This window comes from Paenibacillus glycanilyticus (assembly GCF_030161375.1).
GTDB lineage: Bacteria > Bacillota > Bacilli > Paenibacillales > Paenibacillaceae > Pristimantibacillus > Pristimantibacillus glycanilyticus_B.
The window spans coordinates 13,530-30,126 of record NZ_BSSQ01000035.1; the positions used below are offsets into that span (position 1 = coordinate 13,530).

Annotated in this window: 10 protein-coding genes; all 10 read right to left on the reverse strand. The window is 51.9% G+C overall.

Annotated features, from left to right (window positions below):
* Nucleotides 1-9: 9 nt before the first annotated feature.
* The 10 genes from QQK89_RS29180 to QQK89_RS29225 all read right to left on the reverse strand — a co-directional run bounded on the left by QQK89_RS29180 (nucleotide 10) and on the right by QQK89_RS29225 (nucleotide 16,414).
* Nucleotides 10-1,911 (reverse strand): beta-L-arabinofuranosidase domain-containing protein, encoded by a 1,902-nt coding sequence (locus tag QQK89_RS29180; RefSeq protein ID WP_284242292.1) that lies wholly within the window; start codon nucleotides 1,909-1,911, stop codon nucleotides 10-12.
* A 13-nt stretch (nucleotides 1,912-1,924) separates the two neighbouring features.
* The gene (locus QQK89_RS29185) at nucleotides 1,925-3,568 is read right to left on the reverse strand and encodes a hypothetical protein (protein ID WP_284242293.1); all 1,644 of its coding nucleotides are present in this window, start codon (nucleotides 3,566-3,568) and stop codon (nucleotides 1,925-1,927) included.
* Between the two features lie 217 nt (nucleotides 3,569-3,785).
* A complete protein-coding gene (locus QQK89_RS29190; protein WP_015844175.1) occupies nucleotides 3,786-4,613 on the reverse strand; it encodes a carbohydrate ABC transporter permease in 828 nt (275 codons plus the stop codon).
* Entirely contained in the window at nucleotides 4,606-5,496 is an 891-nt protein-coding gene (locus tag QQK89_RS29195) for a carbohydrate ABC transporter permease (protein ID WP_284242295.1), read from the reverse strand. Before QQK89_RS29195 ends, QQK89_RS29190 begins: the two co-directional genes overlap by 8 nt.
* A 193-nt stretch (nucleotides 5,497-5,689) precedes the next feature.
* Nucleotides 5,690-7,525: a cache domain-containing sensor histidine kinase gene (locus QQK89_RS29200; RefSeq protein WP_284242296.1), complete on the reverse strand. Its 1,836-nt coding sequence runs from the start codon at nucleotides 7,523-7,525 to the stop codon at nucleotides 5,690-5,692.
* A gap of 19 nt (nucleotides 7,526-7,544) precedes the next feature.
* A complete protein-coding gene (locus QQK89_RS29205) occupies nucleotides 7,545-9,119 on the reverse strand; it encodes a response regulator (protein ID WP_284242297.1) in 1,575 nt (524 codons plus the stop codon).
* A gap of 132 nt (nucleotides 9,120-9,251) precedes the next feature.
* Nucleotides 9,252-10,643, reverse strand: coding sequence for an ABC transporter substrate-binding protein (locus tag QQK89_RS29210; protein WP_284242298.1), 1,392 nt, complete (start codon nucleotides 10,641-10,643; stop codon nucleotides 9,252-9,254).
* A gap of 191 nt (nucleotides 10,644-10,834) precedes the next feature.
* The gene (locus tag QQK89_RS29215) at nucleotides 10,835-11,698 is read right to left on the reverse strand and encodes a sugar phosphate isomerase/epimerase family protein (RefSeq protein ID WP_284242299.1); all 864 of its coding nucleotides are present in this window, start codon (nucleotides 11,696-11,698) and stop codon (nucleotides 10,835-10,837) included.
* Nucleotides 11,695-12,816: a Gfo/Idh/MocA family protein gene (locus QQK89_RS29220; protein ID WP_284242300.1), complete on the reverse strand. Its 1,122-nt coding sequence runs from the start codon at nucleotides 12,814-12,816 to the stop codon at nucleotides 11,695-11,697. Before QQK89_RS29220 ends, QQK89_RS29215 begins: the two co-directional genes overlap by 4 nt.
* 82 nt (nucleotides 12,817-12,898) lie before the next feature.
* Entirely contained in the window at nucleotides 12,899-16,414 is a 3,516-nt protein-coding gene (locus tag QQK89_RS29225) for a discoidin domain-containing protein (RefSeq protein WP_284242301.1), read from the reverse strand.
* Nucleotides 16,415-16,597: the final 183 nt, after the last annotated feature.

Here is a 16,597-nt window from a genome sequence, read left to right on the forward strand (position 1 = left end):
TCATGCTATTTATTCCGATAAGACCGGGAATTCCGCAATGCGGAGCCTTGCACTGCCATATGGCACAAGCTCGATGGTCTCCACCTGCTCGGATGATTTGACCGGGCTTAATGGCAGCTCGCCTGCGGAATGCCGCTCTTCCTTCCACTCCGGAATCCGCCGTCCCTTGCCAATCAATCTTACCGGGGCATTCTGGGCAAGGAAAGGCTGCCGCGCCATCGGACTTTTCTTGACCTCAAATGACTGACCGCCAATCGCGCCGTCCAGAAGCAGTCCATAATTCCATGCGCTGTTATCATCAGGGAAAACTTCCCAGTCGGCAAAAGGCAAACTTCCGTAGCGCTTGTACCAACGTTCGGCGATTGGCAACGCGTACACAAGAGGTCCTCTGGACAGACTGACGGCATCATTGCCGCGGCGGTCAACCTGCACGTTCATCGGCAAGAGCACCATCACGTTATCATCTTGTTGCCATAACCGTTCAATAGTTGCGAATCCGGATTGAACGTCCAGCTCCTGTACTTCTCCGTTCACGATGACCGCTGGCTCCTTGCACCATGCCGGTATACGGAGCTTGAGCGGAAACGCAGCGGGCTCGGACAGCTGAAGCGAGAGCTGAACGCCTTCTTCGAACGGATAGCTGGACGCGACTTTAACGGTTGCCTCCACGCCATGGGCCACGGTTGCCGTTACCTCGCATGCGGCGTAAGATATTGCGGCAAGTCCGCCATCAGGCGTAGCCATCCACAGATGCGCGGCAAGCTTCGGCCAGCCTTGATGCATATTGGCCGTGCAGCAGCCGAAGTTTGGTTCCAGTCCGAACATATTGGCGTCGTCGCGGTTTTCCGTCCAATTGCGGTGCTCCTGCGTGCACCTGATCTGATTGGCTTGCTGCACGTATTGCCGGCTCGTCCAATCCGCCGAGATTGTCGCCGGGAGCGCGTTAAAGGATACTTTTTCCAATATATCGGCAAAGTAGCCGTCGCCGTAAATCCGTACGAGCTGTTCCAGCGTGAACATATATTCCACGACCGCGCATAATTCAACGCCTTGCGTCGGGCTTGTTCCGGCCAGCCACTCATCCCCCGAGCAAAGACCGTGAACCTGTCCATGGTATTTCATGAGACTCTCAATACCGCGGTAAGGCGCTTCGCTATGCTTCGCTTCACCGGTCTGCAAATAACGGAGCGCGGGTTCCTTGAGCGCCATCAGAACGTTCACGACATGGATGCGGTGATCAAACTTAGTCTGGTAGCGCCAGTATGGAAAGTCCGAGAAAATCTCGGTCCATCCCAAAGTCTGCTTTTGCGTCTTTTCCGCAAGCTCCAGTAGGAATGTCTCGCCCGTCCGGTTATACAGCCACTGAAGGATGAGCACATTCTCGGCGCCGCGCGCTTCTGCCCAGTCGGTTAACGGCCGCTTGTCAATATGCTCGGCTTGATATCGGAAGTAGTTCAGCAGGAACGGGATTACCCGCTCATCGCCCGTTGCTTCCTGATGCTGGGTAAGCACCTTCGCCATAACCATGCGGCTCCACCAGTCGTCATTGGTGGATGGTCCGAATTGCCCGTCTTCGCGCTGGCTGCCAAGCGTCCATTCGATCCATGCCTGCGCTTTCTCGATTAAAGCTTCATCCTGCAAGGCGTAAGCCAGCGGGAGCAGTCCGTCTACATAGTAAGGTCCCCGTTCCCAGCTTTCGCCGCTGCCGCCTAGCCATCCGCTGTTCGCGTTCAGGTCCTCCCAATGGTCCGGCAGCTTGCCGGTAAAGCCGTTCAGCTGGATTTGCAGCTGATCCTTCAGCCAGCCTTTTGGGCGTATCGCGCCAAGCGGCAAGCTCATTAGGGCTGCCGGTTTAAGCGGAGCCCGATTGGGAACCGGCGTTGTTGGTTTGCGTTTGATATCAATGGTCATGGCATTGACTCCTCTATTTCGTATTCGTCAGGAATTGGTCTGCATAGCTATTTGCGTCGGCAATAATCGATTCAACCTCATCGGCTGCCGTCTCCAGCGTATCGTCCACAATCGTGACGGTCGGAATGATGGCTTTGCGGATCGGCGCGCGTCTGTAATCCGGATTGTATCCATGTTCATGCACGCCGGTAGAACCTTTGCCCGGTGCGCCAAGGCATAAATGGCCGAAGCTTCGGTTGTACTGCTCGAATAATGGCGCATATGGCTCGTCATGCCAATGCATAACCCCATCCGTATGGCCGGACTGCATGAGCGGCGTGCCAAGTCCGGCTGCGTCGTACCAGCCTTCGCCCGCGATAAGGCAATCCGGGCGGTTCTCGCGGATTTTGCGGCAAAGCTCTATGAAGCCCTCATAATAGTGATAATAAGGATCATTCATCCAAGCCGCGGATATGTCGAGGAAGACGCCGTCAAAGCCGTAACGGTCCATCAGCTTGCCGATTTGACCGGCAAGACGGTTCTGCCATCCCGGAGCGCCGGGATTAAGAAACACATTGGATGCATGGTCGTAATGCCGCGATCCGTCCCAGTCAACCGAGCCCGTAATCGGGAATCCGCCAGCCGTATGCGCGCGGGATGGAGCTCCCCATTGCTCGAAATTCTCGAGACCCGGATTCACGACGTTCATCCCGAACATCGGCATGACGCGAATGCCAAGCTTCTTGGCTCTGCTCATCAGTTCTTCAAAGCCCGCTTCGCCGCCCATGCGCGGATCGGGGCGGAAATCGCCGTATTGCCAGTAATAACGGCCTTCCCAACCGGGCAAATAGGCAAGTATCCGTTTGGGATCCATTCGCTCGGCAAGCCATTCCAGCGTATCTCCGGTTTTCTTGTAGTCATTGAAGATATACCCGTTCCAATGCTGCATATGAATCGCGGCTACGAGCGAAATCTCGCGCGCCCATGCGGGTACGTCTTCCCTTGTCTCCCAAGGCAACAGACCATAGTGCTGCTCCGTTTCCCGGTGATGCAAAGCGCTGATCGCTTCCAAGGAAGGGCACTCTCCGATTTCCCATTCCGGGACAACAACCTCGCTTTGCATCCGTACCGCGTCTTCCTCGAAGATGAGTTCCGCTGTCAATCCCTTGGATGTCCATAAGAATGCAAACCGTTTGTCGCGAACGGAAGAATCAAGCGAACGATAATAGACCAAGCGGTCCTCCGCTGTCTTCATGACAACGAGCGGCGTATATAAATTGCGCCAGCCCTCCGGATAATGGAGCAACAGGCCGGAGCTTTCAATGGCTTTGGAAGGCGTCTCGCGTAGATTTATAACTTCGCCGTCCGCGATTCCTTCCAGCAGAAGCTTTACGCTGCGGAGCTTCTTGCTGCCGACGCTGGCTTGCACGCGAAAGCGAACGCTATGGCCATCGGTAGATTTATAGACGTGAATAACCGCGTTGCCTTCCGCTTTTTCCTGACCGTTTGCCCAAGTGAGGCCATCTGCCGCAATCATCATGGAATTCTCGTCGCGGGTCACGCGGCAGCGGTCGGCATCCAGCCCGTACACGTTCTCGAAGGTGTGGATATAAAGCGTAAAGGTATGTCCGTAAAACTCGAATGTTGGATGTTTAAGTTCGAAACTGACGTCTTGCATGGCGTTTCCCTCCACTAATTTTATTTATTCGTTTACGGCTTTCGGAGCCGTTGCAATCTCGATCCGATCGATCAACGGAGCTTGTCCGTTTGAAGATAATGCGGACGCCCCGCCTGGCAGACGAACGTACCGGCCGCCGGATGCTTCTGCTTCGCTTCCGCTTACGGCTTCGAATCAAGTGAGCTTGGCTGCCTCCGCTTCGACCGATACGAGGCAATTATCCTTTCATTCCGGACATTGCGATGCCCTGTACGTAATATTTTTGCGTGAGCAGATACAAGATGATAATCGGTACGATCGCTACGGTGGAAGCGGCCATCAGGAGGCCCCAATCCACGGTGTATACGCCTTTGAATGACGAGATAATAAGCGGTACCGTAAATTTCTTCTCGCTGTTCAGGAAGATCAGCGGACCAAAGAAGTTGTTCCAGTTGCCGATAAACGTAAACAATCCGAGAGTAATAATCGCCGGTTTGCAGAGCGGCATCATAATCTGCCAGTAAATGCGGGGATGGCTCGCGCCGTCGATTTTGGCCGATTCGATATAGCCGTTCGGAATGCTGCCCATGAACTGCTTGATCATAAATACGCCATAAGCGTTAATCATGATTGCCGGCACCATCAGCGGCAGATGCGTATCAATCCAGTCGATTTTGCTGAACAGAATGTACAGCGGGATCAAGGTCACTTGACCCGGAATCATAAGCGTGGCAAGGAAAACGCCAAAGAGCATGCTGCTTCCTTTGAACTGGATTTTGGCAAATGCATACGCCGCGATACTGCTTGTCAACAGCGTCCCCACCGTTACAAGCACGGCAATCTTCATGCTGTTCAGATAAGCAAGCGCCATCGGCATAAGCTCGAACACTTTCGGGAAATAGTCCCATGTAAAATGTTTCGGAAACATCTGAGGCGGAACTTGGAAGATCGCATCGCTAGGTTTGACGGCAGTCGTAATCATCCAATAGAACGGGAAGACCGTCGTCAAGGCAACGATAATGAGAATGACATGAATCAGGAGATTGCCGCGTTTGGAGCTATTCAATGTAATTCACCCACCTTTTGGAAAGTCGGAACTGGATAAAGGTGACCAGCAGCACGATGGCGAACAGCACAACGGATACAACCGCAGCTTCGCCCATCCGGAAGTAACGGAAAGCCAGATCATAGATGTACATGACAAGCGTGTAAGTCGAGAAGGCCGGACCGCCGCCCGTCAGGATGAAGCTTTCCTGGAACAGATTAAACACGCCGATCAGCATCGTTACGATAATGAAGAAGGTTGTTGGCGACAGAAGCGGCAGCGTAATGTTGAAAAACTTCCGCAGCTTGCCCGCGCCGTCTATTTCCGCCGCTTCATAATAATCCTCGGGAATGCCTTTCAGTCCGGCGAGGAAAATCAGATAATAATAGCCCATTCCTTGCCACGTGCTCATGATGACGATTGCGATTCTTGCCCAGAAGGCTTCCGTCAGCCAGTTAGGGCCCGTGATGCCGATGACGTCGAGGAAATTGTTAAGCAGTCCGATATCAGGCGCAAACACCCAATACCATACAAGCACGATGGCAACGGAAGAGGTAACCATCGGCAGGAAAAACGCCGCCTTATAGATCGACAACCCTTTAATCGCCCGGTTCGTCAGAAGGGCCATAACAAGCGAGATGACCGTCGTTACCGGCACAATGCCAAGAACGAAGTAGAACGTATTCCGAAGAGCGTAATAGAAATTCTCTTCATGGAAAATCACGTTGAAGTTGTCCGTGCCCGTCCATTTCGGAGCATTGGTGAAATCCCACTCCGTGAACATTAAGTAGAACGACATCGCGACCGGGAACAGGACAAAGGACAATAATCCAATGATCTGCGGCGAGATGAACAAATACCCCCAGAAATTCTCACGCTTGTTTAATTTCGATGCGCCTTGCATGTCTTCACTCCTTTAAGCTTTTCGTCATTTTTTCTATTGCTTTAGCGCCATGCTCTAAGATTAAAGGTTTGTAAGCGCAATCGTAACGAGTGGATATTATGAGGTGGTGCACAATATTATCAATCTTGCAGACTGTCTAGAAAGCAAAAAGCAGCCGCCCTCATTTGGGCAGCCGCTGCTGTTGTCGTGTCTCCTATTCGTCTAACTGTATATAGGGAATATGCATAATAACAGTCGTGCCTTCTCCCGTCTGACTGACGAATTCAAGGCCGTACGGATCCCCGTAATGCAGCTTGAGCCGCTCGTGGATATTCCGCAGACCCATCCCGCCGATATGCAGCCTGCCCTTATGATCGCGCGCCGGCATCGTTGCCGCAGAGCCAAGCTTGCCGGCAAGCCGCTCCAGCTGCCCGGCATCCATTCCTCTGCCGTTATCGCTGATTTCGATTCGGATCTTGTCTTCCTCTTCAAACGCTTCGATCCGAATGCGCCTCTCCGTCATTTCCGGGTCAAAGGCATGAATGATGCAATTCTCCACTATGGGTTGGATCGAGAATTTCAGGATGCCGCAGGCTTGGAGACTGGGCGGAATTCGAGTATCCAAGACAAGCTGCATTTTGTAGCGGTATTGCATAATCGTCACGTAGCTGCCTACATAATTCAACTCGTCGACGATTCGGATCCGGTCCGTTTGCTGGTTGGCGCTGAGACGAAGCAAGTCGATCAAAGCGCCCGACATGGCTTCGATATCTTTCGGACGGTTCATTCTGGCCAGCGACTTGATCGAATTGATCGTGTTGTACAGAAAATGAGGGGTGATCTGCGCTTGCAAAGCACGGATCTCATGCTCCTTCTTCGCCTTCTGCTCCAGGGTTACATCCTCAATCAAGACCTCGACCCGTTCAGCCAAATAATTGAAGGCCCGGGCGAGTCTGCCGAATTCATCGGTCCTCTCCAGCTGAACCCGCTCCTGCAGCTGGCCGATTTCAAACCTCTTCATCGCTTTAATCAATTGGGCAATCGGCTTGTACAAATGAATATACAACAATAAGGCCGCGATAAAGGCAAAGCAACCTACAATCAAGGTAACAAGTAGAATCATGCGGGAAATTTGACTGACTCCTTGCACGATATTGCCGTAAGGAATCTTGTAGATGATTTTCCAGCCGTTAATATCGGAGGTACGGTAAGAGACAACGGCATCTCCTTGCTTGGCTGTCTCTTTAAAGCTGCCGCTCGCCGTCTGCCAGATTCGGGCGTTCTCTTCTCCGATATGAACGGTTTCTCCAATTTTAGTCCGGTCGGAATCATAAATGACTTTATGATCGGCCGTCACTATCTGAATCGATTCTCCCGGTGCCAGCGTACTGGAATCAAGCTCGTCAAAGAGCATTTCGGCATTGACGTCAAAGACCGCAACCCCCAATACCTCGTCGCTGAACGGTTCCACCACGCTTTCCGAGACGGTAAGCTCCTGCCCTTCGTTCCCATATGAATATTGCCATACTGCTTTGGCTTGGATGTTGACGGTATTGATGTAAGCAGGCAAACTCTTGAAATTGTTCAACTCGCCGCCTTTGACCACTCCTCGCAGAAACGGCATAACGTCCCCGCTTGGGATAATAAGAACCGCGTCAAACAGACCGGGCTTGCTGGTCATTATGTTGTCAAGTCGCGAACCCACTTCCGACACGACCGAAAACGCGCGGTCGGACTCGTAATTCGTATCGTCAATATTTTGCAGATAGTACGTGGTATTGAAGTTCGTAACCAAATCGCCGAGCATAAACTCGATTTCATTAAAGGAGCGGTCGAGCGCGCTCATCTTCGTATTGTTCAGGTTCAGGGCGTTTTCGGTTTCCCGCTTAACCGCAAGATCGGATGATTTGGTGCTGACCAAATAGCCGACTACCGCCAGAGGGATAATCGATATGCCGATAAAAAACACAATAAGCTTATATTTCAGACTGCCTTCCAGCTGCTGATACAACCGGTTCGCCCAATCCATCAGGAAACGGATTCGCTTCATGTCAGAATTACCCCTCGCCTTAGCGGACCTGATTCGCCGATTGTTTGTATTCCGTTGGCCGAAGTCCGGTCAATTGCTTGAAGATCCGGCAAAAATATCGGTAATTATCCATGCCTACTTTGCCAGCGATATCCTTCACCCGGCTGTCGGGCTGCATAATCAATAGCTTTGCTTTCTCGATTCGGATTTTATTCAGGACGTTGATGAAATTATCGCCCGTCTCCTGCTTGAACAATTTGCAGAAATGATTTTTGCTGAGGCCAACATGATTCGATACGTCGGTTAGCGAAATATCGTCCGCGTACCCTTGTTCCATATAGCTGATCGCATTCCGGACTTCTACTCTCAAATCCGCCATGCGGTTGCCGGATTGCCGGTGCTCCGCAAATTGCGCCACTAAGGAAATCAGCAGCTTCATCAGCGAACTTAATGTCGCTTGATCGGCAAGCAAAGCCATCTTAAGCGATTCGGGATGCACCTCGTCAATAGGCGTAAAGCCTTTGTTCTTCATTACGCGAATCAGCTGTTCGCCTAGTCGGCGAAGACTATCGCGAACCAGGAGAGGATCAAAGCGCGCACCGGCCAAATAACGGTGGAGCGATTGCAGCTGCTCCGTCGCGTACTCGCCGTCAGCCGCTTGAACCGCCTTCACGACCGCAAGCTCGTATGGCTCAAACGCGAAAATATCCATCGTTCCCGGTTTGGGCGCCGCGGGAATGCTCATGTCCATAAGCGGTTTATATCCGTCGTAGAACACATCCGACAGCTTGTCCTTCATATGTTGGAACTGTTTGCGCAAATCGGTTGGCTGCATGCAAATATCGCCTTTCACGACCATGCCCTGCTGATCGACCAGACCGGACACCAAACGCAAAGAAAGCTCATGCTGAAGCTGCTTAAGCAGCAAATAACTTCTCTGCACCGTAAAAACAAGCAAAACAACCTGCTTCTCCCCTACTTTTACCGCGTCCAAATATTCTTCCTGTTGGCCGGCTAAGGCTAATACGGTTTCCCGTTCAAGCTTCTCCGCTTGGACAAGCATAGGAACCCAGACTCCCTTCTCATGAGGAATGTCCAGGCGGCTGGCCCGCTCCGCATAATCTTCGGCCGTCATTCCGCCGCTCAGCCAATCCGTCCAGAATTGATGGATCAGGGCGGTTTGTCCGACCTGTCTAATCTTGTCCAGCTGGGCTTGCTGCTCGGACTCCCGAGCCTCCGCCGCCAGTTGTTTCTTCATCTGCCCGAGCAAATCCAGCAACACGTCCGGATCAAGCTTATATTTGAGCACGTAGTCCGAAGCGCCGTATTTCATGGCTTCCTTAACGGAAGCAAAATCATCATAGTTGCTCATGACCACGATTTTGGCTCTGCGCCTTGCGCTTCTCACCTGCTTAATGAGCTCGATGCCATCCATTACAGGCATGTAAATATCAGTCAGGATAATGTCGGGATCATGCTGCTCGACCAATTTGAGAGCTGCCTTGCCGTTATCGGCTTCGCCAATGATATCGTAACCGTGCTCGCGCCAATCCATCATGGTTTGAACATCTTCCCGGATCAATCCGTCATCATCCACGATTAATACTTTGTACATGCTGTTTCCCCCTGAACTGAATTGGCCCCGCTTGGACCATCATGATGTTCCGTATATCTATAACCGGTACTCGTCAGAAAAGACGAGGGAGTCTATCCTCCCTCGTCCTCAATCCCTCACAATTACACGGTCTCAATTAGCTTTTTGATCGGTTTTTTCCTTGGTCTCCGTCAGAATTTGGGACGCTTTGCCCAGGAACTCGTCGACCGACATTTTGCCAAGCAGCCATGTATCGAGCTGCGCGTTGATCTTCTGGTCCGCTTCTTCATAGAAAGAATTATAAGGGACGGATACGGTATGATCCAATGCCTTTGTGAATGTATCCATATCTTCCGCGGAAATTTTGTCGCCGAACAGATCTTGCTTGATCTCGTCAAACACTTCGCGATGGATCGGAAGACCGCCTACGCCCGTCTTCGCAAGAGCTTCCCATGCCTCTTTGCTGTAGATCGCTTGAAGCGCTTCCCATGCCTCCTGCGGATGTTTCGTGCCTTTCCAGATCAGGAAATTATCAATGAATTGCGAAGAGTAAGCTTGTCCTTTGCCTGCCGGAATAGCCGCGATGCCTACGTTGAAATTCTTGATGTCGTTCTTCACGCTGCCGGCATACCACGTACCGTCAATCGCCATGGCGATGCGGCCCGCTTTGAACATATCGAAACCGCCCATAATTTTCGTATCGGTCGGACGCGGCACCGAGTTGTCCACGCGGAGCATGTCGTCGAACCATTGATAAACTTCTTTCGTAGCCGGTTCTTGAATAGCAGGCGTCAGATCATCGTTGAAAATATTTTTGCCGCCGTTTGACAGGGAGAACATTCCGCCCGCATAGCTGAGGAACGGTCCTGCGGATAAGCCGAATTTCTTCTGCGCCCCTTGGCCTTCGGTGAACTGCTTCGCGATGTCTCTTACTTGCGGGAACGAAATCGCATTGTTCCAGTCATGCGACGGCTCCGCAATGCCTTTTGCCTTGAACATATCTTTGTTGTAATACATGAGCATGTAATAAATGCCGGAAGGAAGTCCGTAATACTTGCCGTCTTGGAAGCCAGCGTTCTTGAACGTATTCTCGAAGTATTTGCTGGAATCCAGGGATGCCATCATATCCGTAATATCAAGCGCTTGATCCTTCTTGATAATTTGCGGCATGAACGATTCCGCAATCCGGCCAAGGTCCGGCGCTTTGCCCGCCGCGATCTGAGCGGTTACCTTCTGATAGTATTCCGGCCAAGTGGAAGTATTGATCTTCTCGATCTTGATCGTAATTTTTTTGCCGTCGTCCTTCAGCTTCTTGTTCGCGGCGTCGATCATGGCCGTCCAGCCCGCAATTTCGTTGGCATTCGCCTGCATGGCGAAAGTAAGCGTTACGGGTTCCGACGAGGAGCTCTCTGTTTTCCCTTTGTCGGTACTCTGGCCGGCGTTATTGTCTTTCGAGTTATTGCCTCCCCCGCAAGCAGCGGTTACAACCATCATGAGAGCCATGACGAGCAGCAGCAACGATTTCTTCCCTAGTCTCCGTCTCATTCCAATACCCCTTTCGGCAACTTCATATATCTTGCCACCTAAATGTATCCGATTTCAATAGGCAAAAGTATGTCCTGAAATTATGAACGGGTACACAATATTATGCACTTTGGAGAAGGGAACGTATAACAAGGCGAAAGGCCGGACAAGCCATTACGACTTGTCCGGCCTTTCTTCTATGAACCATGCTGCTAGATCTGCAGATGGTTTATTCGTAGCGCGTCTTGGACAAAACGCAAGCTTTCTTCCGCTTCCTCCAGCTTCATATGTTCCAGAAGGAGCGGAATTTCCGGCTTATATTGCCTTAGCATCTCTGCGTAGATTGGCCACTCGGCAAGCCCCGTTCCCGCCCTTGGCGTAACTAACCATTCGTCGATCCATACGGCGTCTTTCGCGTGGGCAATTGGCGAATAAGCGCCGATGGCTTCAAATACGCGCCCGAAAGCTTGCCTCTGATCGTCGAAGTCCTCCGGATTCATGTAATTGAATGGATCCAGCACAAATCCTAATCCTTTCATTCCCAACTCTTCAATAATCCTTTTGGCTTTATCCGTCGTCGAGAGAACATTATTCACATAACCCTCCAAGAGGATAACGGCATCGTGCTCAATTGCTTTGCCTTGAAGTCTGCGAAGAAGGGGTACAAATTCATCCCAAGCCTCTTCGGTATGATTAAGAGGACTATTCGCCCACGGATTAACGGGATCAAGTCCGCCCGTTTCCGTTGCAATATAGGAGGTTCCGAAATGCTCGCATAAGGCAATCATTCCTTCAAAGACCTCAAGCACCTTTTCCCGCTTGGACGGATTGCAGTCCATGAGATTGGAATATCCCGCAAGCGCGGCAATCCGAATGCCTTGTGCTTCAAAAATACGGCGTACCTGCTGTGCACGTTTAGGAGAGGGTAGACCCTCACCTAATGAAACATTAGCCGCGCGAGGATCCAGCTGCACAATCGTAAATCCAATTTCCCTCATTCGTTCTGCTGTTTCTTCTATGGATATGCCCTCGAATTCATGGCATAAGGCACCATATTCCATTCCTTTATTACTCACGCTTGATTCACTCCCTGCTTCAATTGCTCCAGCATCTCCGCGCGGGTTACTACCCGGCCTTCCTGGCTGGATTTCACCATTGCGGATGTCATGGCTACCGTATTGAAATTATCCTCCGGCGTTACCTCCGGCTTGCGCCCTTCATCGACCGCCGCGATGAGGTCCGACATCGGCCCCTGGAAGGCATCCGGGAACCAGCTTCCTTCCGTTTCGATTCGGATAACCGAATGAGGATCATCCGCTCTTGCGATATACAGATCGCCGTCCTGCCACATGCTGCCCTCCGTGCCGTCGATCCACCATGTATATTTGTGGGCTTTGGCCGCTCTTACGATATTGTTGAATTGAAGGCTGGCCATCAGCGAAGCCCTTCCTCCAACCTCACCGAATTCCACATTGGCGGAGTAGATCATCGGATCGATGCCATTCTGATCCGGCAGCATTGCGGTAGTGCAATGCAGTCTTGTCCATTCGCTTCCGCCCGCAGCAGGCGACGATGCGAAATAACGGCTCAGATCCAAATAATGAATGCCATGATCCAAGATATTGAAATGTTTGACATCCTTATACCAAGTATCAGGCTGATCCTGATAAGAGCGCATAAAATGTTGGATGCCGTACACCTGTCCGATTGCTCCGCGGTCAAGCAAATGCCTCATTGCTTTGTGACCCGATACCCAGCGCGCTTGCTGATTAACGGCAAGCGTAATGCCGGCTTGCCTTGCAACCTCGCTAATTTCCTGTGCTTGCGGCAGATCGAAATGAAGCGGCTTCTGAATCAGAACCGGCCGGGGCGACTTCGCTACCAGCTTCATGACCTCCAGCCGGGCAGGCGGATGCAATGCAATATCGATTACGGCTACGTCTTCTCTCTCCAGAAGTTCTTCCACCTTGGATGTCCAGAACGGAATATCGAACTTTTCGGCTGTGCTTCGCGCCGCTTCCGCATTCAAGTCGCAGCAAGCCACAACTTTGAAGCCTGCTTTCTTGTATGCCGGCAAATGGGCAATATTCACGATTCCTCCGCAGCCGATAATGCCAATTCCATATTTGTTCAGATCGACGCCTGGCGGCGGTCCCGGCATATAATCTTCCTTTTTCAATATCGGTTCCCACATCTGTCATTTCCCCTCTCACGGTCTACAACTTCATCTAAATAGATGACGCCGGGAATCCCGACGCCATCCCCTGAATCATTTCTCAATACACGTTAAGCTCTGTTATGCTCCACCAATACCCGTTTGCCGCGGTTAACTGAAATTTGATATACCTCGCCGTCTGCGGAGAGAACGAGATTGTCGTAAGCGGATTTAATCCCACACCGGAGGCGATAGGGCTGCCCCAATTCGTTCTGTTACCGGAAACGTAAACGTCATACCCGCGCATATAGTCGTTATTCGCTGTACCGAGATCAAGTACTAGCTTGCGAATAGTCTGGGCCGTCTTCATATCGATGACAAAGGTCTGTCCGCTCGCTTGCGAAACGCCGGATGTCCAGGAAGTCGAAGAATCGCCATCCAAAGCATTCGATTCGGGACGCAAATAATACGAATTTGTTGCGGCAGCCGTCCACCCCGTTCGGTTTAACGCCACGGATTGGAATACCTTTAATTCCGTAATGGACCACCAGTAACCGTTAGCCCCCGTTAAGGTAAACTTGAAGTAACGGGCAGATTGGCTGGGAAAAGATATAGTCGTCACCGGGTCTACGCCTATGCCGCTGGCAATGGGACTGCCCCAATTCGTGCCGTCATTGGACGCGTACAAATTAAACCCTCTCATGTAATCATTGTTCGCCGTTCCAAGATCAAGCTCGATTCGATCGAATTGCTGGACGGACTTCATGTCTACGATGAAGTTTTGCCCGCTCGCCTGCGATACCCCGGATGTCCAGGAGGTGTTGTTGTCGCCGTCGAGCGCATTCGAAGCAGGACGCAGATAGTAGCTGTCCGTAGCCGTAGCCGTCCAGCCCGAACGGTTCAATTCGCCTGTTACGTTAGAGCTGCCAGCGGCGGTAACGAGCACATTGTCGGCTTCGAATGCATTCCACATGCCCATAAATCCAACCTTGCCAGATTGAAGCGACGAATCGGATACATGATCGAATAACAGCGTGGACACATTGTCGCGAATGCCGGTGACTGTAATGGAACTACCTTGCTTAACCTTAATGTCGTACGTAATCCGTTTGTCGGTTACCGGCCAGCTGCCTGGATAAACAGACAGGGTAGAATCGCTGCCTGCGACGACTTTATGCAGTTCAACCGTATTGCTGTCACCGCCGCCTACGCTCACGTAATAATAATTGCTGTCGCTTTGATAGTTGAATACGAGCTGCGATACGTTGGCATAAGCAGCGCCATGCGCCGTTACATCGGCCGAGAAGCGATAGTCGCCGCTGAATGACTGGCCGTCATATATCGCCTTCATCCGGTTGCCGCTGAAATCGTAAAATTGCAGTTGGCCATTGCCTGCGCTTCCCGAAACAATTGTCCAGTCAGCAGCGGAATTGCTCTCTAAATCATTCGAATACAAGACGCTTGGACCTTGTACGGCTGGTCCTGACGGACCTTGAGCCGGGACGCTGATGCCAGCCGGGGCGCCTATCTTCCAAAGCCCATAACAAACGGATCCAAAAAACGCTTCATGCGTAATCGGGTTAACGCGCACGACAGACGCGCCAATACCTCCGCTTTTGCCAAACGCGCTATTGTTGAATCGCGGACTCAGGTTCAGCGACTGCCAAGTATTCCCTCCGTCAATCGAACGCGCGGCTGAAACGTCGGACTGATAAATATTGGCCGCACCCGCTTTGTACACGATATTCGGATTGCCCGGATCTACGGCTACCGACCAAATGCGGCGGTTGCCCATCTGATCTGCCGGAATCTGGCTTGTAATGTCAGTCAGGACGCCAGATTCGAACCGATAAAGCTTCTCCGCGGTGGAAGCAATGAAGAGGCGGTTGCGCTTCTGATCGAAGGCAATGTCTCTCACCCCTTCTCCGGAAGGCAGCGATACTACCGTCGACCATGTAAGACCTTTATCAAAGGATGTCACTACGTCGCCGCCGTACGAGCCATACAGCTCTCGTTGTCCGGTCGGATTGGAAGTAAATACGCCCCTGGCTCCGGCGAGCGGTTTCCAGGTCTGGCCGCCGTCCCCGCTTCGGTATTCCCAAGCGAACAATACATTGGAATCTGTCGGATCGCTGTACGATACTTGCATCCCGTATAGTGGCAAGCCGGTATTCGTCCATCCGCTTGTTGAACCGTTCCTAGTCACGTAAAGCGAATAATTGCCATGCCCGTAGCCGCCGTACATGATTTGATTGTTAAGCGCATAACCGCCGTATACCCAGCCGCCCCAACCGTTGCTGTTAGGGTCGACGTATGTCCACGTGTTCCCCGCGTCCGTAGTTAGTCCGCCATTATAGTCCTGCGCGGACATGTACATGACGTTGCCGTCCTGCGTACTCCAATTCATCAGTCCGCCGGTCATGATTCCGTTGTTGCCGTTATTGGCCCACTGCCAGTTCGCGCCCGCATCCGCGCTCTTCAGGATGACGTCTCCGCCAAACCCCCAGACGGTATTACCGTTCGCGGGGCTCCATACATAATGGGAGCTCCGGAGATTGAGCGGAATAAAGCTGCTGGAGCTATCGATATTTTGCGAGAGCGACCAAGTTGCTCCTCCGTCGGTTGAGCGGTAATGGCGGTTTACGGTCCAATCGTCCGTCTCTTCGGATATCATCATGTTGGACGGATTAACGGGACTGACCGCCAAATACTTTGGATAAGCAGCAGGCCAGGAAGAGCCGCTAACCTTCGTGAAGGAGTCTCCGCTATCCGTTGATTTGTAGATGCCGTCATCCTGCGTAATCCATACCGTATTTGGCTGCGATGGGATCACTTCGATATCAATGGCAGCGGAAGTTCGCAGACGGTCAAAGCTGACCCCGCCATTCTTGCTGCGATAAAATCCGTTCTCGCTTGCCGAGTAGACCCATCCGTTTGTCGGATGTACCGCGATATCGCCGCCCGCCGGATCTGCGGATCCGCTGATGACGTTCCAGGTTGCTCCTCCATCCGTCGATTTATAGATATTAGGATCTATCGTCGGTGTACCCCAGTTATAAGAGTCATGTCTGACCCTGCTCCAGTAGACCACTTTCGTATAGCCCGCGGTGGCGTCATAACTGCTGCGATCATAAGCAATCTGATCCCGTGTATCCCGATATCCGGCAATATTCTCGCCGCGGGTTCGCGTCCAGCTTGCTCCTTTATTCGTCGTGAGATAGAGGCCATTCCAAGAGAGCGGCATGGAATACGCGCCAACGGCAATGGCACGGTTCGCGTTAAACGGATCAATCTGCATGCCGGTTGCGCCGCCTGAATCGAAGCCATTGCCAGACGGCTCCCAGCTAGCGCCGCCATTCGTACTTCTGAACATGCCGCCCACATCGGTACCATACAGCATAAAATTCGGATCCGATTCCGATACGGTCATGTAGATGGGCCACTGCGCGCCTTCTCCCCCCATATTGCCGGCGTTTTTCGTTGCTGCGGTTACCAGCGGAACAGGCGTCCAGGCTTCAGCAAACACGCTGGGAGCATCCCCAAATCCTGCTAGCAACAGACAGGACAATAGAGCAATAGCCCATTTATTCATTCTGTTACTGAAGCGCTGCGACTTACCGGATAATCTTGTCATCATCAAACAAGCTCCTCTCATTGGGACAAGCTTTTGGCGAGACTGACTAGTTTGTATGCGCTTTCAAAATCTTTCTTCTAGATACCGTTTTCAGCGGCTAGCACTCGCAAGTCACCTCCTATACCGGAGCTCCGAAGAGCGGATGCTACCAGTATAGAAGAATGGCCTTGCAGAAACGTTGGATTA